The 22,613-nt window shown below is 64.1% G+C and carries 25 protein-coding genes and 2 pseudogenes; 8 read left to right on the top strand and 19 right to left on the bottom strand.

What is annotated here, in order from left to right; translation table 11 throughout:
- Positions 1 to 67: 67 nt before the first annotated feature.
- The 6 genes from PZ895_RS16285 to PZ895_RS16260 are packed head-to-tail and all read right to left on the bottom strand — an operon-like array spanning position 68 to position 5,214.
- Entirely contained in the window at positions 68 to 1,303 is a 1,236-nt protein-coding gene (locus PZ895_RS16285) for a phage major capsid protein (RefSeq protein ID WP_275840044.1), read from the bottom strand.
- A complete protein-coding gene (locus PZ895_RS16280; RefSeq protein WP_275840043.1) occupies positions 1,300 to 1,968 on the bottom strand; it encodes an HK97 family phage prohead protease in 669 nt (222 codons plus the stop codon). The genes PZ895_RS16285 and PZ895_RS16280 overlap by 4 nt, the downstream gene beginning before the upstream one ends.
- Entirely contained in the window at positions 1,965 to 2,297 is a 333-nt protein-coding gene (locus tag PZ895_RS16275; RefSeq protein ID WP_275840042.1) for a DUF6107 family protein, read from the bottom strand. Before PZ895_RS16275 ends, PZ895_RS16280 begins: the two co-directional genes overlap by 4 nt.
- 10 nt (positions 2,298 to 2,307) lie before the next feature.
- Positions 2,308 to 3,492, bottom strand: coding sequence for a phage portal protein (locus PZ895_RS16270; RefSeq protein WP_275840041.1), 1,185 nt, complete (start codon positions 3,490 to 3,492; stop codon positions 2,308 to 2,310).
- Positions 3,493 to 3,503: 11 nt separating this feature from the next.
- Entirely contained in the window at positions 3,504 to 4,850 is a 1,347-nt protein-coding gene (locus PZ895_RS16265; RefSeq protein ID WP_275840040.1) for a terminase family protein, read from the bottom strand.
- A complete protein-coding gene (locus PZ895_RS16260; protein WP_275840039.1) occupies positions 4,747 to 5,214 on the bottom strand; it encodes a hypothetical protein in 468 nt (155 codons plus the stop codon). The genes PZ895_RS16265 and PZ895_RS16260 overlap by 104 nt, the downstream gene beginning before the upstream one ends.
- Positions 5,215 to 5,322: 108 nt before the next feature.
- Here PZ895_RS16260 and PZ895_RS16255 point away from each other — a divergent pair, with 108 nt between their 5' ends.
- Complete coding sequence (locus PZ895_RS16255) at positions 5,323 to 6,303, top strand: IS1595 family transposase (RefSeq protein WP_275840038.1); 981 nt, start codon at positions 5,323 to 5,325, stop codon at positions 6,301 to 6,303.
- A gap of 42 nt (positions 6,304 to 6,345) precedes the next feature.
- Here PZ895_RS16255 and PZ895_RS16250 read toward each other — a convergent pair whose 3' ends face one another.
- The 3 genes and pseudogenes from PZ895_RS16250 to PZ895_RS16240 all read right to left on the bottom strand — a co-directional run.
- Positions 6,346 to 6,663 carry a hypothetical protein gene (locus PZ895_RS16250; protein WP_275840037.1) on the bottom strand — a complete coding sequence of 106 codons (318 nt, stop codon included), beginning with the start codon at positions 6,661 to 6,663 and terminating at the stop codon, positions 6,346 to 6,348.
- Between the two features lie 76 nt (positions 6,664 to 6,739).
- Positions 6,740 to 7,084, bottom strand: a pseudogene (locus PZ895_RS16245) (type II toxin-antitoxin system antitoxin SocA domain-containing protein); the annotation flags it as partial.
- A gap of 1,179 nt (positions 7,085 to 8,263) precedes the next feature.
- A pseudogene (locus tag PZ895_RS16240) lies at positions 8,264 to 8,584 on the bottom strand (transposase); the annotation flags it as partial.
- Positions 8,585 to 8,791: 207 nt separating this feature from the next.
- Between PZ895_RS16240 and PZ895_RS16235 the strand changes: the two are divergent.
- The 4 genes from PZ895_RS16235 (at position 8,792) to PZ895_RS16220 (ending at position 13,326) form a co-directional block, all read left to right on the top strand.
- The gene (locus PZ895_RS16235) at positions 8,792 to 10,945 is read left to right on the top strand and encodes a PBP1A family penicillin-binding protein (RefSeq protein ID WP_275840035.1); all 2,154 of its coding nucleotides are present in this window, start codon (positions 8,792 to 8,794) and stop codon (positions 10,943 to 10,945) included.
- 93 nt (positions 10,946 to 11,038) lie between these two features.
- Positions 11,039 to 11,605 (top strand): DUF1214 domain-containing protein, encoded by a 567-nt coding sequence (locus tag PZ895_RS16230; protein ID WP_275840034.1) that lies wholly within the window; start codon positions 11,039 to 11,041, stop codon positions 11,603 to 11,605.
- Positions 11,598 to 12,137, top strand: a complete 540-nt coding sequence (locus tag PZ895_RS16225) for a DUF1254 domain-containing protein (protein ID WP_275840033.1) — start codon at positions 11,598 to 11,600, stop codon at positions 12,135 to 12,137. Before PZ895_RS16230 ends, PZ895_RS16225 begins: the two co-directional genes overlap by 8 nt.
- A gap of 340 nt (positions 12,138 to 12,477) precedes the next feature.
- Positions 12,478 to 13,326, top strand: coding sequence for a hypothetical protein (locus PZ895_RS16220; protein ID WP_275840032.1), 849 nt, complete (start codon positions 12,478 to 12,480; stop codon positions 13,324 to 13,326).
- Here the strand turns inward: PZ895_RS16220 and PZ895_RS16215 are convergent.
- From PZ895_RS16215 to PZ895_RS16205, 3 genes are read right to left on the bottom strand one after another with little or no spacing between them, the layout of a single operon-like run.
- On the bottom strand, positions 13,323 to 13,655 hold the full coding sequence (locus PZ895_RS16215; RefSeq protein WP_275840031.1) for a DUF1491 family protein: 333 nt from the start codon (positions 13,653 to 13,655) through the stop codon (positions 13,323 to 13,325). The two genes, PZ895_RS16220 and PZ895_RS16215, sit on opposite strands and share 4 nt — an antisense overlap.
- An 11-nt stretch (positions 13,656 to 13,666) precedes the next feature.
- Positions 13,667 to 14,512, bottom strand: a complete 846-nt coding sequence (locus PZ895_RS16210; RefSeq protein ID WP_275840030.1) for a peptidoglycan-binding protein — start codon at positions 14,510 to 14,512, stop codon at positions 13,667 to 13,669.
- A complete protein-coding gene (locus PZ895_RS16205; protein WP_275840029.1) occupies positions 14,484 to 16,277 on the bottom strand; it encodes a HAMP domain-containing sensor histidine kinase in 1,794 nt (597 codons plus the stop codon). The genes PZ895_RS16210 and PZ895_RS16205 overlap by 29 nt, the downstream gene beginning before the upstream one ends.
- Before the next feature lie 344 nt (positions 16,278 to 16,621).
- Between PZ895_RS16205 and PZ895_RS16200 the strand changes: the two genes are divergently transcribed.
- Entirely contained in the window at positions 16,622 to 16,990 is a 369-nt protein-coding gene (locus tag PZ895_RS16200) for a DUF5330 domain-containing protein (protein WP_275840028.1), read from the top strand.
- Between the two features lie 36 nt (positions 16,991 to 17,026).
- Positions 17,027 to 17,461 (top strand): SufE family protein, encoded by a 435-nt coding sequence (locus PZ895_RS16195; RefSeq protein WP_275840027.1) that lies wholly within the window; start codon positions 17,027 to 17,029, stop codon positions 17,459 to 17,461.
- Here the strand turns inward: PZ895_RS16195 and PZ895_RS16190 are convergent.
- A complete protein-coding gene (locus tag PZ895_RS16190; RefSeq protein WP_275840026.1) occupies positions 17,458 to 18,246 on the bottom strand; it encodes a DUF6456 domain-containing protein in 789 nt (262 codons plus the stop codon). The genes PZ895_RS16195 and PZ895_RS16190 overlap by 4 nt on opposite strands.
- Before the next feature lie 8 nt (positions 18,247 to 18,254).
- Positions 18,255 to 18,560 (bottom strand): helix-turn-helix domain-containing protein, encoded by a 306-nt coding sequence (locus PZ895_RS16185; protein ID WP_275840025.1) that lies wholly within the window; start codon positions 18,558 to 18,560, stop codon positions 18,255 to 18,257.
- A gap of 363 nt (positions 18,561 to 18,923) precedes the next feature.
- On the opposite strand from PZ895_RS16185, the gene PZ895_RS16180 reads away from it, so the two are divergent.
- On the top strand, positions 18,924 to 19,190 hold the full coding sequence (locus PZ895_RS16180) for a cytoplasmic protein (protein WP_275840083.1): 267 nt from the start codon (positions 18,924 to 18,926) through the stop codon (positions 19,188 to 19,190).
- 7 nt (positions 19,191 to 19,197) lie between these two features.
- On the opposite strand, the gene PZ895_RS16175 is transcribed toward PZ895_RS16180, so the two are convergent.
- The 5 genes from PZ895_RS16175 to PZ895_RS16155 all read right to left on the bottom strand — a co-directional run bounded on the left by PZ895_RS16175 (position 19,198) and on the right by PZ895_RS16155 (position 22,611).
- Positions 19,198 to 19,623 (bottom strand): MucR family transcriptional regulator, encoded by a 426-nt coding sequence (locus tag PZ895_RS16175; RefSeq protein ID WP_275840024.1) that lies wholly within the window; start codon positions 19,621 to 19,623, stop codon positions 19,198 to 19,200.
- A gap of 256 nt (positions 19,624 to 19,879) precedes the next feature.
- Positions 19,880 to 20,254, bottom strand: a complete 375-nt coding sequence (gene mnhG / locus PZ895_RS16170; protein WP_275840023.1) for a monovalent cation/H(+) antiporter subunit G — start codon at positions 20,252 to 20,254, stop codon at positions 19,880 to 19,882.
- Positions 20,247 to 20,579, bottom strand: coding sequence for a cation:proton antiporter (locus PZ895_RS16165; protein ID WP_275840022.1), 333 nt, complete (start codon positions 20,577 to 20,579; stop codon positions 20,247 to 20,249). Before PZ895_RS16165 ends, mnhG begins: the two co-directional genes overlap by 8 nt.
- On the bottom strand, positions 20,576 to 21,049 hold the full coding sequence (locus PZ895_RS16160; RefSeq protein ID WP_275840021.1) for a Na+/H+ antiporter subunit E: 474 nt from the start codon (positions 21,047 to 21,049) through the stop codon (positions 20,576 to 20,578). Before PZ895_RS16160 ends, PZ895_RS16165 begins: the two co-directional genes overlap by 4 nt.
- Positions 21,046 to 22,611 carry a Na+/H+ antiporter subunit D gene (locus PZ895_RS16155; protein ID WP_275840020.1) on the bottom strand — a complete coding sequence of 522 codons (1,566 nt, stop codon included), beginning with the start codon at positions 22,609 to 22,611 and terminating at the stop codon, positions 21,046 to 21,048. The genes PZ895_RS16160 and PZ895_RS16155 overlap by 4 nt, the downstream gene beginning before the upstream one ends.
- Between the last annotated feature and the right edge of the window lie 2 nt (positions 22,612 to 22,613).

The following is a 22,613-nucleotide window of genomic DNA, read 5'->3' as shown; positions in this document are numbered from 1 at the left end:
AAGAAGGCCCCGGCAGTAGCTGCCGGGGCCGGGCACGTCATTCGGGCAGGCAGGAGAGGACCTGCCTTTACGCCGTGCCGAACTTCAGGAGCTTGATCGCGTCGAAATCCTGCACCCCGCCGCCAACGCGCTTGGTCACGTAGAAGAGCACGTAAGGCTTGGCGGAATACGGGTCGCGCAGCACGCGCACGCCCGCCCGGTCGACGACCAGATAGCCGCGGCCGAAATCGCCGAAGGCGATCGGCGTCGCATCCGCGCCGATATCGGGCATGTCCTCGGCCTCGACGACGGAAAAGCCCATCAGCATCGCGCGCGAACCCGCGGTCGCCGGCGGCTGCCACAGATAGTTTCCGTCGGCATCCTTCAGCTTGCGGATCGCGGCCTGCGTCCGGCGGTTCATCACCCAGTTGGCATTCTGGCGATAGCCGCTCTTCAGCGCATAGACCGTGTCGATCAGCACGTCCGAGGCGTCCTCGGCCGGCAGCGCGCCGTCGACGCCGGTCGCGACATGGCCGAGGCTGCCCCACGCCCAGTCGCCTTCAGCCACCGAGCCATAGTCGAGGAAGCCGCGCGGCTTGTTGACGCCGTCGCCATTGACGAAGGCCGCACCTTCCTGCTCGGCGAAGGCGATCTCCACTTCGCCGGCGATCCAGTCGCCGAGATCGACGACCGCATCTTCCAGCAATGCCGCCGTTGCCGCCGGCATGGCGTAGAGTTCCATGGTCGGGAACTGCAACTCCTGCAACGCGGCCGTGGCCGTCTGCGGACGCGCCGCCGTCTCGCCGACCCAACCGACCGCCGGACCGTCGACGGCGAAGGGCTTCTTCAGGACGGCACCGGAAACCTGCCGCACCGTCGCGATCGAGCGGATCGGCGAAAGTTCACGAAGCCTTGCACCGATCGCCGTCTCGATCTCGTCGGGCACGAGATAGCCGCCGTCCTGGCCCGAACCGTAGTTCATCGCCTTCTGTTCGAGGTCGCGCAGCGAACGGTCCTCGCCGGCACGGACATAGGTATCGAAAGCGTGCTTGTGCTCGATTGCGACAGCCGCCCCGCGTTCGCCGCCCAGATGCGGTCGTGCCCGCTTCAGGCTCATCTCGTCCAGAGCGCGCTGCTGCCGGTCGAGCGCGGCTGAGAGGCGCTCCAGCTTGTCGGTGGTGATGACGTCGGCGCTCATGCGCTTTTCGATCTGCGACAGCCGGCTGTCATTGGCCTCGCGAAACGCGCCGAACGTCGTCATCAGATCGTCGAAGGCATCGCCGATCTCGCCGGTCGCCGCCTTGGTCTCGATGGAATGGTTCATCGAAGAATGGTCCTTTGATTGAGGGATCGTGCCGCCCGGCGGATACGCTCCGCCAGGCTCGTCTCTGCGTCCGGCGCGGCGTCCCGCTCGCGCCTCAGACTGGCGAAGCCATGCGTCACCACATGCCTCGCCTCCTTGCGCGTGAACTGCGCGTCCCGCGTCAGCCAGCGCTCGAATTCGCGTGTCGTCGGCAGCGCGGCGCCCTTGGCGATCCGCGCCCCGTCCTGCATCGGAAAGGTCACGACCGAGATTTCCCACAGATCGGCCTCGCGGATATGGCGGATGCCGGTCTTCGGATCGGTGTGCCCGCGCACCACCTTGAAGCCGATCGACAGCCCGTCCAGCGCGCCGTCGCGGATCAGTTCGCGCACCTCGCGCCCCTTGGCCGAGCCCGCCGAGAGCCGCCCGCGCACCTTCAGCCCGAACTCGTCTTCCGAAACCGCCGTCCAGGCGCCGATCGGCTGCGCCGGATCGTGCTGGAACAGCATCCGGATGCCGCCCGGCCCCTTCTTCGAAAGCGCCTTCGCAAAAGCCCCGCGCTCGACGATGTCACGGCTCATGTCGATCCGGTCGAACAGGCTCGCATAGCCTTCGAACACGCCCGCCTCGTCCACGCCGTCGATCGCCACGTCGACCAGCTTGCGCTCCAGTTTCACCATGTTCATCCCTTGTCGCCCCGCTCCATCTTTCCGTCCGCCCTGTCGAAGAGCCGCATCACGAGGCCGAGCGCCCACCAGGCGCTGAGGCTCGCGGCGGCCGAGCCCATCAGCATGATCTCGAAGGCGCCGAGCGCCGATCCGACATCGAGTTCGGAAGCGATCTTCAGTCCCGCTGCGCCGCCGAAGATCAGACCCGAAACGACGCCGACCGTGAACCGCAGCGCCGCCTCACGCCGGCCGCGCGGCAGGATGTAGGCGACCGAGATCGCCGAACCGGCAATCGCGCCGGCAAGTTTGGCCAGCCAGAGCCAGGCCGTTTCCATCGCAATGTTCATGTCGCCTCCTTCACGCAACCGGCCGCGGGCCGTAACCCACCGCCTCGCGCTTTTCCGCATCGGTCAGGAATTCCGCCGCCCCGACCCGCGCCCAAAGCGCCTCGCGCTCGGCCGCCAGCCCCTCGATCCGGTCAGCGTCGTAATGCAGCCTCAGGCGACGTCCGAAGCGCGGCGCCAGCCAGCCGCCGAGTTCCTGCGCGATGCGCTCGACCAGCGGCAGGACCGTCAGGCGGTAGAAGGCGCGGTTGGCCTCCTGGTAGTTCGCATAGGTGTTGTCGCCGGGAATGCCGAGGATCATCGGCGGAATGCCGAAGGCGAGCGCGATGTCGCGGCTCGCCGCGTTCTTGGCCTCGATGAAATCCATGTCGCGCGGCGTCAGCCCCATTGCCTTCCAGTCGAGCCCGCCTTCCAGAAGCAGCGGCCGCCCGGCCCGCACCGCGCCCGTATAGCCCTCCTCCAGTTCCGCCTTCAGCCGCTCGTACTGGTCGTCGGTCAGGTTGCCGCCTTCCTTCGGCGCATAGACGAGTGCGCCGGAGGGACGGGCCGAATTGTCGAGCAGCGCCTTGTTCCAGCGCCCCGTCGCATTGTGAACGTCGAGCGCCATCAAGGCGGCCTGCAACGGCGGAAAGCCGTAATGGTCGTCGAGCGGATGGAAGAGCGCAAAATGATGCGCCCCGCCGCCCTCGCCAAGACTGAGCGACACCTTCCGCGTTAGCGCCCCCTGCCGCTCTTCCAGTGCCACCGGCCATCCCGACCGGTCGGCCGAAACCGTCACCCGATCCGGCCGCAGGAGGTGCAGTTCGCGCGCGCCGGACGGCGTCTCGACCAGTTCGGCATAGGCGTTGCCGGCCATCATCAGGTGCCCGTAGAGCCCCTCCAGAAACGCCGGCCCCGACTGTCGCGCATTCGGCCGCGCGACGAGGTCGAGCAGCGGATGCTCGGTCAGTTCCTCGCCGTCCTCATAGAGCAGAAAGGGGATCGTCGCCGCCGCCTGCGAAATCATCCGCACCGAGCGATGCACCACCGGATTGCGCATGAAGCCCTCGCGGGCGAGCGCTGCATAGTCGCCGCGCGTCCACACCGCCTCGCCATTCATGTGCAGCGCGACGAAGCCCGGCGACAGGCTTGCGGACCGGGTTTCCAGCCGCGTGCCATCGTCCTCCGGGCGTCTCGCCCAAGGCCATTTCCATCCCATCGGCAATTCCTTCAGGTGAGTTTGCGGATGCGCGGTTGCTGTCCGCGCCCCAGAAGAAGTTCGTTCAGCGCCCAGACGAGCGCGTCGAGTCGGTCGGGCGAGCGTCCGTTCGACAGGCCGGCAGGCCCGAAATCGCACATTTCGTCTTCCAGTTCGGAAAAGCGGCGCGCATGGACCACCTTGCCCTGGTGATAGAGCGCTGCCACCGGCTCGGCCCGCAGCCACTTGCCGCGCGAGGCGTGGACCGCCTTCACCGGCAGGCTCGCATCGACCGCGGAAAGCACCGCGCCGACCATGTCGCCGCCCTGATTGACCTCCGCGACCACGCAATCGGCCTCGTGCCGGTGATAGGCATCGACGATCGTTGCTGCCCAGCCCTGCGGCTTCAGTCCCTGCACCGTCGCGTCCTCCAGCACCACCGCCCGTCCGTCAGCGCACAATCCCGCGACGACGATCCCGCACGCGTCCGCCTGCCTGCCCGAACTCGCCGGCGGGTCGACCGCGACCACGATCCGCGTCATCTCCGGCCGGCCATCGAGGCGCGCCGCCTCGAGTTGCCCGCGCGACCACAGCGCATCGTCGCGATCCTCGATCAGTTCGCCGTCGAGTTCCTGCCGCTCGAGCCGCGATCCGGCATAGCGCTTGCGGATCGTCTCGATGAATCCGGCGGCCAGGTTGTCGCGGTTGTCCATCGTCTTGAGCCGCGTCACGGTCACGTCCGTATCGGCCATCAGCGCCTTGATGAGCGGGATCGGCCGCGGCGTCGTGGTGATGATCTGCGCCGGCCGCTCGCCCAGCCGCAATCCGAATTGCAGCATGTCGAAACAGTCCTGCGGATGACGCCATTTGGCCAGTTCGTCGCACCAGGCCGCATCGAATTGCGGCCCGCGCAGGCTTTCGGGGTCTTCCGACGAAAACGCATGGGCGACCGCGCCGCAATCCCAAACCAGCCGGCGCCGTCCCGCCTCGTAGCGCGGACGGTTTCCCCGTGCCTGCGTGATGATGCCCGAAGCGCCCTCGATCATCACCTCGCGCACATCGCCCAGCGTCTCGCCGATCAGCGCGATCCGGCCATGCCTGGTTCCGCAACTGAAAGGCGGCAATCCGCGCACCAGCGCATTGACCCATTCGGTCCCGAGCCGCGTCTTGCCCGCGCCGCGCCCGCCCAGCACCAGCCAGGTCGGCTTCGTCCTTGCGGGCGGATATTGCGCGCCGTGGCAGTCGCGTACCCATTCACCGCGCGTCAGCGCCTCGTCACGCCCCGTCAGGTTCCGGTGCGCCCAACCGTCCTGCGTGATATCGGGCGATTTCTCGAATTCGTTCGTCGATCCGCTTGAGGGCGGCGGCAAGTTCGGCATCGTCTTTGATCTGCTTGTCCTTTGCGTCCTCGTCGGAGCGCATGGTTTCGCCGATTTTCTCCAGCGCCCGCACCATCGCCATGATGGTGTCGACGCGCGCCTTGTCGAAGGTCAGTCCCTCCCCTTCTTCGCTTCCGAGCGTCAGCCGCTCGATCTCGGCGATCAGCCGGTCATATTGCGTATCGATCCGCCGCCGCCGCTCGGCCACGCTGCCGACCGCCACCGGCTTCCAGCCCTCCGCCTCGGCCCGCATCCGCACCATCCGCAACGACCGCCCCGCGATCATCGCCAGATTCTCCAAAGACGGCTCCCCGCCCTCATGAACATGCCGCATCGCGGCGAAAACGCCCTCAGCGCTCCCCATTTATCCCCTCGCGACTTTGATGTGAGATGATCTCCGGCGAGCCCCTAATTATATACGTGACAAAGTAAGCGCCGTTTGCTATGAAGGATGCAACGGAGCAACTTAGCCATGAAACTCGACAGCCCGATCTTCACCGACAAGGACGCAGCCCGCATCCATCTTGAGGCGCAGCGCTGGCCGAATGGCCCGATCTGCCCGCATTGCGCTAACTCCGATCAGACCCGCATCACGTCCATGAAGGGCAAGGCGCACCGTCCCGGCCTCTATAACTGCTTGGAATGCCGCCAGCAGTTCACCGTGACCGTTGGCACCGTGTTCGAGCGCTCCAAGATCGCCCTGAACAAGTGGCTGCTTGCAACCTTCCTTATGACCTCGTCCAAGAAAGGCATGTCCGCTCACCAGCTTCACCGTATGCTCGGCGTCACCTACAAGACCGCTTGGTTCATGGCGCACCGCATCCGCGAAGCGATGAAGGAAGACGTTGCGTCCTCCGGCCCTATGGGCGGCGAAGGCAAGACCATCGAAGCCGACGAGACTTACATCGGCAAGCGCGAGACACCCCGCAAGCTGGCTCGTGGCCGCATTGCCAATCCGACCAAGTCGGGCAAGGCAGGCGGAGCACAGAAGCGCATTGTCGTCGGTTTGGTCGAGCGCGGCGGCAAGGCCCGCATGTTCCACCTCAACGACGCGACGAAGGAGACCGTCCGCGACGTGCTGGTTCGCAATGCCGACCGCGCCTCAACCCTCTACACCGACTCGTCGCGCCTCTACACACGCACTGGCGAGGAATACGCCTCGCACAAGACCACCAACCACGCACGCGGCGAATACGTCCGCTACGAAGGCGCGGAAGTCATTCACTCCAACACCATAGAAAGCGTGTTCTCGGTCTTTAAGCGCGGCATGATCGGCGTCTACCAGCATTGCGGCGAAGCGCACCTGCACCGCTACCTTGCCGAGTTCGATTTCCGCTACAACCGCCGCACGGCGCTTAAGGTGACGGACACCGAACGCCATGACGATCTGCTCTCAATGATCGGTGGCAAGCGCCTGACCTATCGGCGGATTGGTGAAGCCCGTTACGCCTAAGCAGAAGGCCCGCAAGATTATGGCCCGCCGCAGGAAGAAGGCCTAGCTTGCGCGCCTTGAGATGGTGGACATGATCTTGTCGATTATGGGTAGAACTTCGTCAATGCCAAGTCGATTAGCCAGCACCGTCAGGCCGAGCAACTGGAATACCCCAATCACCAGCGGACCGGTCCACGTATGCATGTGCTGGAACGCCCATACATCGAACACGATGACTGCAACGAGAACCCAGCCAAACCGCTCTTGGAGCCGAGAATCCCTTTCAGCTTCCAGTCTGGATTCGAGATTAGCTATAGTCTCATCAAGAGCCGTGACCTCAACATGAGAGCCAAAAATGCCCTTACGCTGCTCGTCGGTCATATTCGCTCTTGATGCTCTCGTTCGGTATTATAATGCCCTTGTTGCCCGGCCTGTAATATTCGGCCCAAGCACCCTCTGGCCAATGCGTAATTGAAACAAGCCTCCCCGGCGTAAAGCCGCGAGTATTTTTTACGGTGTCAACAAGAGACACGAATTCGCGCGAACCTTCGCTAATCGAAGGCACACTATGGAAAACATTCCCGATAGGGTCCGCGCCGAACCCCTTTAGATGTTGGTAAAGCCCTGGAACAACCGGTCCGTAATCCCAAGCCTCAAAATTGTCAGAAATCAGCGGCTCCCCATGTTCGCCCAGATGAACCATGTGGGCGATGTAGAGAAGTTTCTGAAGCTCAAGATTCGTTACCGTCCAATCCTTCAGGACGGCTAACGTCTTGGCGGCTTGATGGGCTGATACTGCCATTTTCTTTAGTCCGCTTGCGAGACGAGGACGACTTGGGAGCCCTTCGCTCTTGAGCTAGGTTACCATGTTGCTTGTGCGGCGTCTGTAGCATCCGCTTTAGCGTCTCATTGAAGGCGTCTTCGCCCCCTGAGTCGCCGTTTTTGTCAATATCTGACGCGGAATCCATCTCCGCTCCCTGTGAAGTAACGTTGATCTTGCGATTCGGACTTTGCGCGGGATCGCGAGTCACGTTTCTCTGTCCCTGCTGATGCGACGGGTGCAGGCGATTCGAGGGTGCAACCTCATTGAACCGCCTGCACGCCTTAAACGGCCCATTAGCTGGCGCAACCCTTACGGGTGCCTTCGGAGACGCCGTCGAGTTCTCCGTCGTATGCGTGGGGCTGTGGGACTGGTTGTCCCGGTGCGTAGATTTCCGACCTCCACCCTCGGGTTCGATCCCCGACAGCTCCACCGCATTCACATTAAGCGCCAAACGATTTTTGCCAAGTCGCTTGACGCCTTTTCTTTATCCACAAACCCGGCCTGTCACGCATCCGAATCATAGGCCAAAGGACGATACTTTGTCACGTATATAATTAGGATTATTTTCCTAATTATATACCTGACGTCCCAGAGGAAATAATACCTACTGATTCGCGACAGGCCGGTACAGATTTAGGAGGGGCGAACCCATCCACTGCTGAGGGCGAATTCCTCTATGCGGCCGATCGTTTGCGCGACGGCTTGCGACATTTGAACCAGCGTTGGAAACATGCGCTCGCTCTCAACAACGCCGGGCTCGTTCAAAAATATCTCAGCGGTAGGTTTTCCATAGCTCTCTATTTTGAGCCCGCCAGCACCGAATTGGGCGATGTTCCCGACGCCCCCAGCGCTCACCCGCGCAATGCAGTTGATCATCCGGTTGTCGTTCTTATCGACCACGTTAATCCCTCTAATGGTCTGGGGCACGAGGACCGGGATCAAGAGCCTGTGCTTGTCACGTCCGTCGAGTTTGCCGAGGGGCCAAAGAAACCCGTCGTCGGATTTGTAAGGGCGTATTTCATCGACAATGAATGTGCCAATGCCGTTAACGGCCATCTCTATGGCGGCATTCCGGCCTTTGCCTTTGGTTTTTCCCCCAACGGTTTCAGGTTGAGTTCGGAAGGACTCTACAAGTTCCTCCCGCTCTTCCCCCATAGGGAAGGTGAGCCGCGTGTCTTTCCAGCCAAGCAATTCATTCACGACATAGTCGAGGGAGCATCGAAGGTTGTGGACGGCATCGCCAAGGTAGCGGTGCAAGTGCGCTTCGCCGCAATGCTGGTAGACACCAACCATGCCGCGCTTGAAGACGGAGAAGACGCTTTCGATGGTGTTGGAGTGAACCACTTCCGCGCCTTCGTAGCGGACATGTTCGCCGCGAGCGTGATTGGTGGTCTTGTGTGAGGCGTATTCTTCGCCAGTGCGCGCATAGAGGCGCGACGAGTCGGTGTAGAGGGTCGAGGCGCGGTCGGCATTGCGCACGAATTTGCATTTCGCCATGCCCCAACGGCCACTGTTGCCCGTTAGCGACGCCCTTGTTTTTCCGTTCACGATACTGTGCCAAAGCCGGTCGCGACCCTTGTGGGGGAGCGACTTTTGGAGGACACTTCTCGCCTGAAGGGTTGTGCCGCCTTCGCTTCCTGGTTGCAGGTCGAGCGGGGGCGTTCGGGCATTGGGCGCAGTGGGCTAATGAAGAATCCGTTTTCGGCTCGCAAGAGGAAGGCGTCGCGGCCGGGCCGTCTGCTTGCGCTCGACGCGTGGATCGATTCCTCGCTCTACGAGGCCGGTTTTCGCGCGCGCGAGCGCTGGGAAAACGTCACCATCTTCTTCCGCCGTTTCAAGGTCACCGGCTGGCGCCGCGGCGTCGTCGAAATGTCGAGCGAAGCCTTCACGCTCGGCACCGCCGGCTCGATCGTCATGCTCGCTCTCGCCATGCCCGCCTTCGAGGAAACGGCGCGCGACTGGCGCAGTCAGGGTGAATACGCTGTCACCTTTCTCGACCGCTACGGCAACGAGATCGGCCAGCGTGGCATCATCCAGCGCGATTCGGTCCCCGTCGACGAGATGCCCGATCACGTCATCAAGGCCGTGCTGGCCACCGAGGACCGGCGCTTCTTCGAGCATTTCGGCATCGACGTCATCGGCCTTGCCCGCGCCATGTCGCAGAACGTGCGCGCCAACTCGGTCGTCCAAGGCGGCTCGACGCTCACCCAGCAGCTCGCCAAGAACCTGTTCCTGACCAACGAACGGTCGATGGAGCGCAAGATCAAGGAAGCGTTCCTCGCGCTCTGGCTCGAGGCCAATCTGTCGAAGAAGGAAATTCTCCAGCTCTATCTCGACCGCGCCTATATGGGCGGCGGCACGTTCGGCATCACGGCGGCCGCCGATTTCTATTTCGACAAGCACATCAAGGACGTGACGCTCGCCGAAGCCGCCATGCTGGCCGGCCTGTTCAAGGCGCCGGGCAACTACGCGCCGCACATCAACCTGCCCGCCGCGCGCGGCCGCGCCAATGTCGTCCTGAACAATCTCGTCGACAGCCGGATGATGTCGGAGGGCGAAGTGCTCTCGGCGCGCCTGCGCCCCGCAACGGCCGTCGACCGGGCCAATCAGGAAAGCCCGGATTATTTCCTCGACTGGGCGTTCGAGGAGGTGAAGAAACACGCGCCGAAGAACGGTCCGCAATCACTCGTCGCCCGTACGACGATCGATCTCGACATGCAGCGCGCCGCCGAGGAATCGCTCGAATTCCACCTTCGCCAGCACGGCTCCGAATATCGCGTCACCGAAGGCGCGATCGTTCTGATCGAGGACAATGGCGCGGTGCGCGCCATGGTCGGCGGACGGGACTACGGCCGCAGCCAGTTCAATCGCGCGACGCGCGCGCTGCGCCAGACCGGCTCGTCCTTCAAGACCTATGTCTATGCGGCCGCCATGGAGGCCGGCTTCACGCCGGATTCGGTGATTTCCGACGGGCCGATCAACTGGAACGGCTGGTCGCCGCAAAATTATGCCCGCCGTTTCTCGGGCCGCATGTCGCTCACCGAGGCGCTGGTGCGCTCGATCAACACCGTCCCGGTCCGTCTCGCGCGCGAGCATCTGGGCACCGAGCCGATCCGCGACATCGCCTATGCGATGGGCGTCGAATCGGAGATCAGCACGCACAAGACCATGGTGCTCGGCACGTCGAGCCTCACCGTCATGGATCAGGCGACCGCCTACAACACGCTGGCCGCCGGCGGCGTCGCCGGCACGCGCCACGGCATCAACCAGATGCTCACCCATGCGGGCGACGTGGTCTATGATTTCGGCCGCGACGCGCCGCCGCCCGTCCCTGCCCTGTCGCCCGAGGCGCTCTCGTCGCTCAACTCGATCCTCGTCCAGATCCCCGAATGGGGAACGGCCCGCCGCGCCGCCCTCGAAGGTATCCGCTCGGCCGGCAAGACCGGTACGACTCAGGCTTATCGCGACGCCTGGTATGTCGGCTTCACCGGCAACTACACCGCCGCCGTCTGGATGGGGAACGACGATTTCTCGACCACCAACAACATGACCGGCGGTTCGCTGCCCGCGATGACCTGGCAACGCCTGATGACCTATGCGCATCAGAACGTCGAACTGAAGCCCATTCCCGGCATCGAGAAGCCGTTCGTCGACGAAAAGCTCGTCGCCGAGGTCGGGACGGGCGAGGCGCAGGCTGCTGCGGACAGGGCCGAGCAGGAAGAGCGCCCCGCCTTGCTGTCGAACCGCACGACGCGCCTTCTCGTCGACATGTCCGACGCATTCCGGCAGGCGCCCGTCGTCAGGCTGCCGGACCAGCCCGAAACGCTGTCGGCACTTTGACAACCACATGATTTTTTATGGCGCGTCGTGTAAGTGCCGTTTGGCGGACAAGTCCGCCAAGCTGAACTCCGGCCGGCCTGAACGAAATTCCCGATGCTGAAATCCCTCCTACTCATCGCGCTTGCGCTCGTCATCGCCCTTGGCGGCGGTGCGGGCAGCGTCTGGCTGATGATGGAAGAGGTCGAGGATTTCGGCGCATTGACGATCGGCGAATGGAGCGTCAATCCGACCGAGGGAACACCGTTGGCCGATCCTTATGCCAAGGCCCGTTTCGCGCGCGAGGGCAAGCTGTCGCTGGGCGCGGCCGAAGGCGTGCAGTTCGTTGCCGCGCGCGATGCGACCGGCCAGCCGCTGCGCGGCTCGTGCGACTATGTCGTCACCGGAAGCGTGCCCGCCTCGCGGTTCTGGACCATCCATGCCGTTCAGCCAGGCGCAAGCGACGCGCCGCGCGCGCTCCAGTCGCTCGCGCTTCTGCGCGATGCGTCCGGCTCGTTTACGATCGCGCTGTCGCGCCGTCTTGCACCGGGAAACTGGCTTCAGATCGGCGCCGGCGGCGCTTTTCGCCTCGTCCTGGCCGTCTACGATACACCGACGATCGGCACGGCGGACTTCGCCGAGATCACCTTGCCGCGCATCGTTCGGGGGCACTGCGATGGGTAGGTTCCTGCGCGCCATCCTCGTCGGCCTCGTCGGCGCCGGCATCGTTCACGTTCTGGTGCTGCTGCTCATTCCGCATCTGACGGAGACCGATGTCTGGGCGCGGCTCGAAGCGCGCGCGCCGTTTTACGAAGTGGTGCGGATCGATCCGGCGTCTGGTGCCAACATGCTGCATCTGCCCGATCCGCTCTTCGAGGCCGCCGCCTGCCGCATCGACCTGTCGGAAGGCATCGTCCACCTCCAGGCGGAAGGTGACGTTCCCTACTGGTCGATGTCGATCTACGACCGGACGGGCCAGAACATCTTCTCGATCAACGACCGCACGTCGAGCGAGGGGCAGCTCGATTTCCTCGTCGCTACCTCGGCCCAGTTGACCGAGCTTCGCAACAGCCAGGCTGCGGATTTCGGCACGGCCGTCTTCGTGGAAACGGAGGTTCAGGAAGGAATTGTCGTGGTGCGCGCGTTCATGCCGGACCCGACCTTCGAGCCGACCGTCTCGCGCTATCTCGCCGGACTCGATTGCCGGCTGAGATGATCAGGCTTTCTTTCGGCGGGATCTCGGCTTGGTGGCCGGTGCGTCGGCCAGTCTTTCATAACGCACGCGTGGAAAGATGATGATCTTCCCCTCGCCCGGCGGTGCGGGTCGGGAGCGTGTCGTGGCCTTGGGCCGAAGCCTGACAATCGTCGCCATGGTCGTTGCTCGCAGTTCACGGTTCTTGGAGCTTCTACGCAACGCCTCCGAATCCGATATGCCGCGGCCACGGTTAATAAGTGCATAACGCATTTGCGCTAAGTTGAACGATGGGTGGCGGGCGTTCGGTTCGATCCTGCCGTCTCCCTGTGTATTCGAGTATCCGCGAGATCGGGCGTAACCAGTGTCCAGCGTCGAGTTCCGGCAGTTTGCCGCCAGTGCAGCACAAAGCACCAAGTCCGATCGCCTGTTGCGCGCGGCCGTCTCCGCCTTCTGTTCCATCCTGCGCCCCTCGCGCCAGGAGGTTGCCCAGATCGAGGATCTGGCGACACCTCTCCTCGCCCACGCCTCGCGCGAAACCCTGCGCTATGTCGCGGCCGCGCTGTCGGAATGCCTCAATCCGCCCGCCACGCTGGTGCGGCGCCTCTGCGCCGAACCCGTCGATGTCTGCGCCCCGCTTCTGGTGCGCTCGTCCGCGCTGCGCGACATCGACCTTCTCGCTCTGATCGGCCGGCACGGGCTTGGCCATGCGCTGGCCATCGAGCGTCGCCGCGACCTCGACCCGCGCATCGCGAACCTGATCGCCTCGCTGAAATCGCGCTCCGTCAACGAGGAAGCGGCCTCACCTGCCCCGACCTCCCTGCTACCCGCGACGCTCGACAGGCTGCGCGCGATGATGGCGCCCGCGGCCGAGACGCGCACGGCCCGCTGGACGGAAGCGCCCACGCCCTATCTGAAACTGCGGGCGGCAGCGCTCACCGGCAACCCGTCCATCGTCCGGGCCACCCTGGCAAGCCTGCTGGGAATCGACGAACACGCCGCCGCCGGTCTCCTGGCCGATCCGGTGATGACCACCCTTTCGGCGGCACTGAAGCGCCTCGGTCTTTCCGCTGAGGAAGCCTACCTCATCGCCTCCGCCACGCACCCACACCGCTTCGCCAAGCCCGCCGCCATCCGCGCTTTCGTCGAGGATTATCTGGCCGACACCGCAAGGTCGGCGTCGGTGACGCGGCTTGGCTCGGCCAAGCCTTAGAGCAATTCGTCGACCAGCCTCTGGTCCGCCTCGATCTCGACCACCCACAAATCCGTATCGAACCGCCGCTCCTTCTCTAACCGCGCCTCGATCGCCGCATCGTCGGCAGCTTCCAGCACGGCTGAGAAGATTCGCTCGTCGGGCCTTGCCCCACCGTAGTCGGATTGCGCGCGCGGCGCATAGAGCGTCGCCTCGCCCATCCGCGAGCGCACGACGATGAAGATCGCGCCGGCCTCGCTCGCGCCGCGCCTGACGACTGCGCCATAGCCGCCGGATGCGAAGACCCTTCGCAGCATGGCCGAAACCCAAAGGTCGGAAGTCACGCGCATGTCGGTGTCCGTCAGTCGGTCAGACCGATTTCCTTCATCTTGGCATAGGTCGGCTCATCCGGCGCTCCGGTCTCGGGCAGGCCGAAAAGGCTCTGGAATTCCTTGATCGCCGCCACGGTGCGCGGGCCGACCCGACCGTCGAGGTCGATACCCTGGTTGCCGAAGGCGCGCAGACCCGCCTGGATGCGCAATATGCGCTGGTCGCCGCCCGAAGGCGCGGATGCGGTCTGCATCTGGTCGGTCGCGGCGCGTGCGGCCCGCTCTACCGCTGCCGCCTCGCCCTCAACCTGCGTCCTGGCGCCCAGATGGCGCAGCAGCTCGCCGTCGATGCCGCCATCCGGCGCAAGCCCGATGCGCTCGCGATAGACCTGCACGGCCTCATCGGTCCGGGGTCCGGTCAATCCGTCGATCGCGCCGGTGTAGAGCTTCAGGTCCGCCAGCACCCGCTGGACCTCCGCCACCACGGCCTGACGGGCATCCGAAGGCGTGACCGACTGTATCGGCTGCGCAGGCATGACCGCCGGCCGCTGGCCGGCTTGAGGTCTTGCGACCGGTGTCGGCTGCATCGCCTCTTCCGGCAGGTCGATTTCCGGACGCAGTTCCAGCCGCGTCACGTCGACGGGTTCGGCCCGCTCGCGCGGCGGCAGATGCCGCGTTGCGAAGAAGGCGTTCGTGTGCTGGTGCGGCTGATACCAGATCGCATTGGCGGCGACGAAGGCGAAGGTGATGGCGAACGCCGTCACGCCGCCCACGCCCACGGGGCGTTCGGCAATCGCGCGTCCCGTCGCCGCCAGGCCCGCGGCCAGCAGACCGGGACTTTGCTTGCGCTTACGCGATTTTGCGGAACGTGCTGCCATGATTCCTTTGCCCATTTCCGTTCGCCGTCGTGTTCAGGACCGTCACCGGGTTCGTACGACGCTGTGCGGGAAAGCTCACGGTGACGGTGGTTCCTGCGCCGGGTGCGCTTTCGATGGAAAGGTCGCCGTCATGCAGCGCCACCAGTCCCTTGACGAGGGACAGGCCGAGCCCGGTGCCCTCATAGTTGCGCGTGTAGTCGTTCTGCACCTGTGCGAACGGCCGGCCGAGCCCGGCGAGATCGGCGGCGGCGATGCCGATGCCGGTATCGCTGACCATCAGTGCGATCCGCTCGCCCTGCCGTGCCGCCGACAGGGTGACGCGCCCACCCTGCGGCGTGAACTTGATCGCGTTCGAGACGAGGTTGAGCAGGATCTGCTGAACCGCGCGCTGGTCGGCGTCGAGTTCGCCGACGGCGCTTGTGTCCGCGATACCCAGTGCCACGCCCTTTTCGGCTGCCTGGCTCGCCATCAGCGAAGCGGTCAGTTCCAGCGCGGCGACGAGTTCGAACGGCTCGGGGTGAATCGAATAGGCGCCGGCCTCGATCTTCGAGATGTCGAGGATCGAATTGACCACCGCCAGAAGATGGTTGCCCGCCTCGCGGATGAGGCCGACATGCTCGGCCTGCTTTGCCGGCAGCGGCCCCGATACCGCCTGGTGCAGCAGAAGGTCGGAAAAGCCGATGATCGCATTCAGCGGCGTGCGCAATTCGTGGCTGACCGCGGCAAGGAAGCGGCTCTTGGCAATTTCGAGCGCAGCCGCCTGGTCTCCCGCATCGTCGAGCGCGGCGCGAAGATCGGAGACTTCCGTCGCATCGCGCAGGATCGCGGTCCATACCCCCTCGCCCCGCAGCAATTCGAGGCTCGCATCGAAATGGGCGGTGTCGCCCGGCAGGGCACCGGGGACACGCAGCGTCAGATGAAGATGCTGCGGCTCTGCGGTATCAGAGGCGAGCGCGCACAAGAGCTTCACCCGATCACTGACGCGCACGCGCTCGAAGAAACCCGCGCCTGTCAACAAATCCGGTTCGAGGCCCAGTATGCGCCGTGCCTGTTCGGATGCGCCGGCCACCTCGCCCTCGCGCGTCAGCGTCAGAATCACCGCGTCCATGCGCGCGTCGAGGCTCGCCTCGGCCTGCGTTTGCGCCGGCCGGGCAGTCACCAATCCGACGAGGCGCGGCAGCGCCAGCATCAGATATCCGATCGCTGCGCCCGCGCCGGTGATCGTCGCCGTCGCATCGGCCGCGTCCCTTGCGAAGAAGGCGGCCATGGCGAGCGGGATCGCTGCGACGGCCGCCTTGCTGGCCGAAGTCCGCGAGCCCGATACCCAGGCCGCCTCGCCGATCATCGCGAGCGCGAGGAGGAGGACGACCGGCGCCGGCGCGCCCATCCAGAGGCCGAGGCCGCCAATGGCCAGTGCCACAGCCAGGCCCGTGCCTGCGACCAACCGGAAATGTCCTCCCGAAGCGGCGATCACGGCCTGCGTCCATGACAATGCGAAGATCGCCGCGGCGACGCCCACAGCGGCATTGGCGCCCCAGGCGCCGAGCACCAGCGGCGCCGCGATCGCCGTCAGGAAGAAGGGCGCCCCGAGTTGCGTCGCGATCAGCCGGGCCTGGCGCTCGCGCGCCGCAGCATCGCCGAGGCGCGCATGGACAAGCCGCTCGCAGGAGCCAAGAATTTGGCCCATCCAGTCGAAGGATCGGGTTCGGCTCGATTTCAACTCAACGCACTCGCACACAGCCCGCTTTTCGCGGGTCGACATCATTGCGATCACCCTCGCATCCAGCGTTTAAGGAAAGGATAAAGCGCCGGATTTCCTGACCTGCAATCGATCTGGAATTGCACGAACCGGCATCGATTGCCGGGATGGTAAAGCGTTCGTAAGCCGGCCTTCCATGACGTTCCGAAGCACGTCTCCCAGCCGCCAAACCCCTGTTTTCCGGGCTTTCTCAGAACCCCGATCCGATCGCCCGAATGACGGTCGCCGGTGGTCGTTAAAACTTGAATGAAATTTGCCGAAAATTGCCGCGCCGTCCTCAAGCAGCCTTTTTCGTCCTCATGCTTTGATCTGGTCGAAGCCGGCACGGGGAATGCCGGCGACGGGGAAAGATGATGATCGGATTTCTGTTCAAAAGCGCCTTCTGGCTGTCGATTGCCCTCCTCTTCATTCCGCTTGCGCCGACAAGCGAGATCGGAGAGCCGCAGGTCGGCGCGGTGGATGCCTTCTTCGCCGCCCGTGAGGCGATCAGCGACGTCACCGGCATCTGCGAGCGCAAGCCCGAGGTGTGCGAGGTCGGCGGCGCGCTGGTCGGGTCGATGGGTATGCGGGCACGCGAGGGCGCGCGTCTTGCCTATGAGGCGCTCGACGGCCAGTTCGGCGAGCCTGAAGCCGAAAGCGTGCTTGCCCAGCCGAGCGAGACGGCGCCCGCCTTCGATCCCGAAATGACCACCGGCAGCGTGCCGGCACAGACCTTTTGACGTGACGGCGGGCCTGCCGGCCCCTATATCGGCTGCATGAGCATCAGCATCGACCAGATTTACGACGACTTCGCGTTCCTTGACGAATGGGAGGAGCGCTACCGCTACATCATCGACCTCGGCGCGGGCCTGCCGGCCTATCCGGAAGAGGCGCGCGATGCCGCCCACAAGGTTCAGGGCTGCGTCAGCCAGGTCTGGCTCAACTCCACCATCCGCGAGGGCGCCGATCCGACGATCACCTATGAAGGCGATTCGGATTCGCACATCGTCAAGGGACTCGTCGCCATCGTTCTCGCGCTCTATTCGGGCCGCCGCGCGTCCGAGATACTCGCCATCGACGCCGATGGCGTCCTGAAGCGACTCGGCCTCGACGAGCATCTGACCCCGCAGCGCGCCAACGGCCTGCGCTCGATGATCAAGCGCATCCGCATGGAAGCCGCGACCGTCGCCGAAGCCGCGCCGGCGAGCTAGATTTGCGGCCGGTAATCGGCTGTCCCCCAGTGCAGCACGCTTGGCCGTCCTTCGCGCCGTTGCGGGTTGTAATGGCGGGCAAGCGCGCCCAGCGCGGTTTTCAGCATCAGCTTGGCCGAACGGCGCGGCCAGCCACGCTCCGCTTCCACCAGTTCCAGCCCCTTCAGGAAGCAGCAGAAATCGATGAGGACGCCGCTGAGTTCCGGGCCGACGGCCTCGATCGCCCGGTCGACACGCTGGCGCGCAGCAAGCGCATCGTCGGCGAGGTCGGCCTTCGTGTTGCCGCCCCCGCGCCGTCCGCCTGCAACCGCCGCTTCCCAGTTGGCGCCGAGACGCGGTGCGATCTGACCGAAGCCGTAGTCGGCCCGCAAGCGCTCCCCCGCCTCGACCTCTCCGGTCGTCAGGAAGGCGCGGCCGTCGCGGTCCTTGCGCTGTGCAAGCACGGCCAGCGGGCTTTCGCGCAGATTGACCGTGGCCAGTTTCCACACGCCGGCAATGTCGATCGCGCGCATGTCGCGTTCCTGATGCTGAGCCTGAAAGCGGTCCTCGACGGAAGCCATCCTGCGCGCCAGCCACGCCGTTCCATCGCGGGCGACCGACAGGCGCGCGCCGGTGCGGACAACCATTCCCCGCACCAAGGCATCGTGCAGCGCCCCTTGCGGCACCTCGATCGCACCGCGTTCGCCCGCATCGATCCGCACCCGCCCGTCCCGTCCGCCGGCCTGGCAGCGCGCAGGTCCTTTCGCCAGGAAACTGATCAGCCGCATCAGGTGCCTGTCATCCATATTCGTCCTCATATCTGTTCGCGGCGCACGAGCACGCGCACCAGTCGCTCGACCTGATCGACGATGCCGTCGAACTCGCGGTCCTCGCGCCAGTCCTCGACCAGATTGACCGCGTGCTGCACCGTCGTGCGGTCGCGGGCGAAGCCGCAGCCGACATTCTTCATCGGAATCTGAAGAACGGTGTGGGCCGCATACATCCCGATCTGACGCACCCGCGCCACCGGCGCCGGCGAGCGCGTCGGATTGCGGATCTCCCGGCCCGAGACGTTGAAAAAGGCGGACACGATGTCGATCACGGCCTCGCACTCGCTCATCCAGCGTTCGTCGGTCTTCTTCGAAAGGGGATAGGGCGAAGGGGGGCGTTCCGCAGATGGACTTTCGGGATCGGGTTTTTGCTTCGGCGCCGCCACATTAACCTCCGAGATAGGAATAAATGCTTTCTAGCTCGGATTTGGCGATGTGAGAACAAATATCGAACATCAAAAGATTCGATTCCCACCAAATGATTGAATCGACATTGGATTTCGGCCTGCTTCTCGCCACCTGCAAAAAAACTTATCCCCGCCCGGCAAACCCGCGCACAGGATCGTCCTCAAAGACGAGGAGTGATCGAATTGGATTTGCAAAGCGAAGCACGGGTCTTTGTGACCGAGAGGGAACTGCGCCAGCGCAAGGCCATGCAGCGCGTCGCGCTCCTGTGCAATTGCGGCATCGAGATCGATCGGCTTCAGATGGCCGACCCGACTGCGCGCCTTGTGCTGGCCAAACGGCTGAAGCGGCTGATCGAACGCGAGCGCATCCGCGGCAGCAACCGCCATTGGAGCTATGACCTCAATCGGCACATCGCGTTGAAGCAGGCACTCGACGATCTCGAGGTCGCCAGGCCGCCCAAAACAAAACCGGCGCCAAAAAGGCGCCGGCAGAAGATCGTCGGTTATGCGTGAAACAGGTTCAGCGCGGCTTGCGCTTGCGTCCAAGGCCCATCTTCTTGGCCAGTTGCGAGCGCGCGGCGGCATAGTTCGGCGCCACCATCGGGTAGGTGGCGTCGAGACCCCACTTCTCGCGGTACTGCTCGGGCGTCAAACCGTAATGTGTCATCAAATGGCGCTTCAGCGATTTGAATTTCTTTCCGTCTTCCAGACAGACGATATAGTCCTCATGCACGGATTTCTTCGGGTTGACTGCCGGCTTCTGCTTGTCGGCAGGTACTGCCTCGGGTGCCGCCCCGACACGTCCAAGTGCCATGTGCACGTCGGCAATCAGGTTCGGCAATTCGCCGACGGGGACGGGATTGTTGCTGACATAGGCGGCAACGACATCCGCCGTCAGTTCGATCAACATGTCGCTGTTTCGTTGCAGGTCTTCGGAGATTTCCATATTCGGCCCCAATAATTGTCAATCGGTCGAGCGCCGGTCTTTTCGATTTGCCGGTTCTGCTTCACCGCCAGCGACGAATCCACAGTGCTTGATTAACAATTGATACGAAGATGGACGCAAGTCAATTAATCTTGCGGATTATTTAGCGCACAAATTGGACTACGCGATGCTTTGATTTCAAACGAGCGGTTCGATCTATCGAAATCTCCGTTCAGTTGTAATCGGAAGTTGCAAACAACTCCCTGCAACTGCGAGTTCACTTTTCTCCGTGAAGCTGCGGGGTTGCCTTTTGCTCGCGAATTTTCACGATCATCTCGTCCTTGACGGACTTGTTCCACAATTTGTAGCCCGCCTCATACGAAGCCTTGGCAAGAAGATGTGCGGCGACGGGCGCCGTCAGGAGAAGGAAGACGAAACCTGCAATCGCGCGCATCGCGGTCGCCGCGTCGTCGGCATGAACGGCCAGCGCCAGCAGGATGACGCCGGAGCCGAGCGTGCCGGCTTTCGAAGCGGCGTGCATCCGGCTGTAGACATCGGGAAAGCGGTTGATGCCGATCGACGCGACCAGCGAGAAAGCGGCTCCCCCGACGATCATCAGTCCGACGACGATATTGAAGAGCGCCTCAATCATCGCTCGCCTCCCGCAGGTTGCGCTCGTCTTCCTGCTTCACCCAGAGCGAACCCTTCGCCATCACGAAGCGGGCGAACGCCACGGTGGCCAGGAACCCGACGAGGCCGAGCGAGATCGCCACATCCACATAGAGCGTGAAACTCGTGCGGATGCCGATCAACGCGATGAAGCCGACGGCGACCACGACCAGCATGTCGAGCGCGATGATGCGGTCCGGCAAGGTCGGACCGACGATGACGCGGTAAGTTGTCAGGAGGAACGACAGGCTGAGCAGGATCAGGCCGATATATTCTGCAACCGACAGGAACCCTTCCGAAAAGTTCATCGGAACGCCTCCATGATCTTGCGCTCGAATCCGGTCGCGATGTCGTGGCGCAACTGGTCCGGGTCGGAACAGTCGAGCGCGTGGATGAAGAGGAAGCGGCGGTCTTCCGATACGTCGACCGACAGCGTGCCCGGCGTCAGCGTGATCAGATTGGCGAGCATGGTGATCTCCGCGTCCTTGTCGACCTTCAGCGGATAGACGAACATGCCCGGCTTGATGTCCATCTTCGGCGACAGCACCGTCAACGCCACCGTCCAGGACGATTTCACCAGTTCGACAAGGAACAGGACCATCAGCGAGACGACGCGGCGCATCCGCGCCAGATAGCCGAGCGAGCCGATCTCCTTGCGGATCAGGTAGAGCGCGCCCGCGCCGAGGATGAAGCCGAAGACGAGGTTCAAGAGCGTGAACGAACCGGTCACGCCGCCCCAGGCCAGCGCCAGAAGCACATTGACGAGAAGCAGGGTCATGAGCCGCCTCCGGCAGGCAGGACGAGAAGGGAATAGCTCGCCGGATCGAGCAGCGACGCGGCAGCGGCATCGGCCATCGCGAGCACCGGCTCGGGATAGAGCCCGATCCACAGGATCGGCATCACGATCAGAACGAGCGCGAACAGGCCCGAACGGTCGAGCGGCGTTGCCGGCACTGCCGCACCGTCGGCGCGCGGCCGCCAGAAGGCGAGCGCGAAGACCCGGCCGAGCGCCAGCGTGGTCAGCAGGCCGCTCAGCAGGATCGCGAAGGCCAGCCAGCCGGCATCGCCGTCGAGCGCCGACTTCACCAGCATCACCTTCGGCCACAAGCCCGAGCCGGGCGGCAGTCCCGCCGCCGACAGCACGAGCAGGAGCGCGATGGCGGCCAGCAGTGGATGCGAGCGGTAGAGCCCGCCAAGTTCCAGAAGCGAATAGGTGCCGCCGGCCCTGCGCATCAGCGCAACGAGCAGATAGAGCGCCGCCATCACCAGCATCGAATGGACGGCATAAAGAACGGTGCCCGCAAGCCCCGTCCGGTCGCCGAGCGCCAGCCCGGCCATCATGATGCCGATGCCGGAAATGACGATGAAGCCCATGATGCGGCGAATGTCGGTCTGCGCCAGCGCACCGACGACGCCGAAGATCATGGTCAGAACCGCAACGACCGCGATCACGCCGGACAAGGTGCCGCCTTCCTCGGGAAACAGGAGATACAGGGTGCGCAGCAGCGCGTAGATGCCGACCTTCGTCAAAAGGCCGCCGAACAGCGCCCCGACCACTAGCCGCGGCGTGTGGTAGGAGGCGGGCAGCCAGAAGTGGAGCGGGAACGCCGCTGCCTTCATGCCGAAGGCGACGAGGTAGAGCGTCGCCAGCATCGTCAGCGGCGCCTCATCGCGCAGATCGTCGGCCTTGAGCGCGATGTCGGCCATGTTCAGCGTCCCGAACACGCCATAGAGCAGGCCCGTCGCGATCAGGAACAGGGTCGTGGCGACGAGGTTGAGGATCGCATATTTGAACGCGCCGTCGAGTTGCGCCCGCTCCGACCCCAGGATCAGGAGCCCGAAGGACGAGATCAGGAAGACCTCGAACCAGACATAGAGATTGAAGATGTCGCCGGTGAGAAACGAGCCGCCGACGCCGGTCATCAGGAGCAGCACGAACGGGTAGAAGCCGTAGCGCCTGCCCGTCAGGTCGATCGAGGTCGAGCCGAACAGCGCGCAGACGAGCGCCACCAGCGCTGCGGTCGTCGCCAGCAGCACGCCCAGAATATCGGCGACGAAGGTGATGCCGAAGGGCGGCAGCCAACGTCCCATCGTCATCGCGAACGGGCCTTCGTCGAAAACGCGCGACAGGAGCGCGACGTTGGAGACGAGCACGATGCCGATCACGGCAATCGCGATCGGCGCATGAAGCCTCGGCCGGCTGCGCAGCATCACCAGAATGGCGGCGGCCAGAAGCGGCAGCGCGACGGGGAAGACGAGCAGCCAGTCCGCCAGCGCCACGCGCTCGACGATCATGGCCTGCGAAATATCGACGCCGTAGGGGTTCGAAGCGGATTCCATCG

Source organism: Mesorhizobium sp. YIM 152430 (assembly GCF_029210365.1).
In the GTDB taxonomy this organism is placed as follows: Bacteria; Pseudomonadota; Alphaproteobacteria; order Rhizobiales; family Rhizobiaceae; genus Aliihoeflea.
The sequence above is the reverse complement of the archived record's forward strand: the minus strand, read 5'-3'. Positions and strand labels throughout refer to the sequence as shown.

Coding starts and splice junctions, on each gene's coding strand:
- PZ895_RS16205 (WP_275840029.1), bottom strand. CDS start 16,277: ATGATGTCGACCCGCGAAAAGCGGGCTGTGTGCGAGTGCGTTGAGTTG.
- PZ895_RS16210 (WP_275840030.1), bottom strand. CDS start 14,512: ATGGCAGCACGTTCCGCAAAATCGCGTAAGCGCAAGCAAAGTCCCGGT.
- PZ895_RS16225 (WP_275840033.1), top strand. CDS start 11,598: ATGGGTAGGTTCCTGCGCGCCATCCTCGTCGGCCTCGTCGGCGCCGGC.
- PZ895_RS16165 (WP_275840022.1), bottom strand. CDS start 20,579: ATGAACTTTTCGGAAGGGTTCCTGTCGGTTGCAGAATATATCGGCCTG.
- PZ895_RS16195 (WP_275840027.1), top strand. CDS start 17,027: ATGAGCATCAGCATCGACCAGATTTACGACGACTTCGCGTTCCTTGAC.
- mnhG (WP_275840023.1), bottom strand. CDS start 20,254: ATGATTGAGGCGCTCTTCAATATCGTCGTCGGACTGATGATCGTCGGG.
- PZ895_RS16265 (WP_275840040.1), bottom strand. CDS start 4,850: ATGCCGAACTTGCCGCCGCCCTCAAGCGGATCGACGAACGAATTCGAG.
- PZ895_RS16190 (WP_275840026.1), bottom strand. CDS start 18,246: ATGGATGACAGGCACCTGATGCGGCTGATCAGTTTCCTGGCGAAAGGA.
- PZ895_RS16180 (WP_275840083.1), top strand. CDS start 18,924: ATGCAGCGCGTCGCGCTCCTGTGCAATTGCGGCATCGAGATCGATCGG.
- PZ895_RS16155 (WP_275840020.1), bottom strand. CDS start 22,611: ATGGAATCCGCTTCGAACCCCTACGGCGTCGATATTTCGCAGGCCATG.
- PZ895_RS16200 (WP_275840028.1), top strand. CDS start 16,622: ATGATGATCGGATTTCTGTTCAAAAGCGCCTTCTGGCTGTCGATTGCC.
- PZ895_RS16270 (WP_275840041.1), bottom strand. CDS start 3,492: ATGGGATGGAAATGGCCTTGGGCGAGACGCCCGGAGGACGATGGCACG.
- PZ895_RS16275 (WP_275840042.1), bottom strand. CDS start 2,297: ATGAACATTGCGATGGAAACGGCCTGGCTCTGGCTGGCCAAACTTGCC.
- PZ895_RS16260 (WP_275840039.1), bottom strand. CDS start 5,214: ATGGGGAGCGCTGAGGGCGTTTTCGCCGCGATGCGGCATGTTCATGAG.
- PZ895_RS16255 (WP_275840038.1), top strand. CDS start 5,323: ATGAAACTCGACAGCCCGATCTTCACCGACAAGGACGCAGCCCGCATC.
- PZ895_RS16250 (WP_275840037.1), bottom strand. CDS start 6,663: ATGACCGACGAGCAGCGTAAGGGCATTTTTGGCTCTCATGTTGAGGTC.
- PZ895_RS16230 (WP_275840034.1), top strand. CDS start 11,039: ATGCTGAAATCCCTCCTACTCATCGCGCTTGCGCTCGTCATCGCCCTT.
- PZ895_RS16285 (WP_275840044.1), bottom strand. CDS start 1,303: ATGAACCATTCCATCGAGACCAAGGCGGCGACCGGCGAGATCGGCGAT.
- PZ895_RS16235 (WP_275840035.1), top strand. CDS start 8,792: ATGAAGAATCCGTTTTCGGCTCGCAAGAGGAAGGCGTCGCGGCCGGGC.
- PZ895_RS16175 (WP_275840024.1), bottom strand. CDS start 19,623: ATGGAAATCTCCGAAGACCTGCAACGAAACAGCGACATGTTGATCGAA.
- PZ895_RS16160 (WP_275840021.1), bottom strand. CDS start 21,049: ATGACCCTGCTTCTCGTCAATGTGCTTCTGGCGCTGGCCTGGGGCGGC.
- PZ895_RS16185 (WP_275840025.1), bottom strand. CDS start 18,560: ATGAGCGAGTGCGAGGCCGTGATCGACATCGTGTCCGCCTTTTTCAAC.
- PZ895_RS16215 (WP_275840031.1), bottom strand. CDS start 13,655: ATGCGCGTGACTTCCGACCTTTGGGTTTCGGCCATGCTGCGAAGGGTC.
- PZ895_RS16280 (WP_275840043.1), bottom strand. CDS start 1,968: ATGAACATGGTGAAACTGGAGCGCAAGCTGGTCGACGTGGCGATCGAC.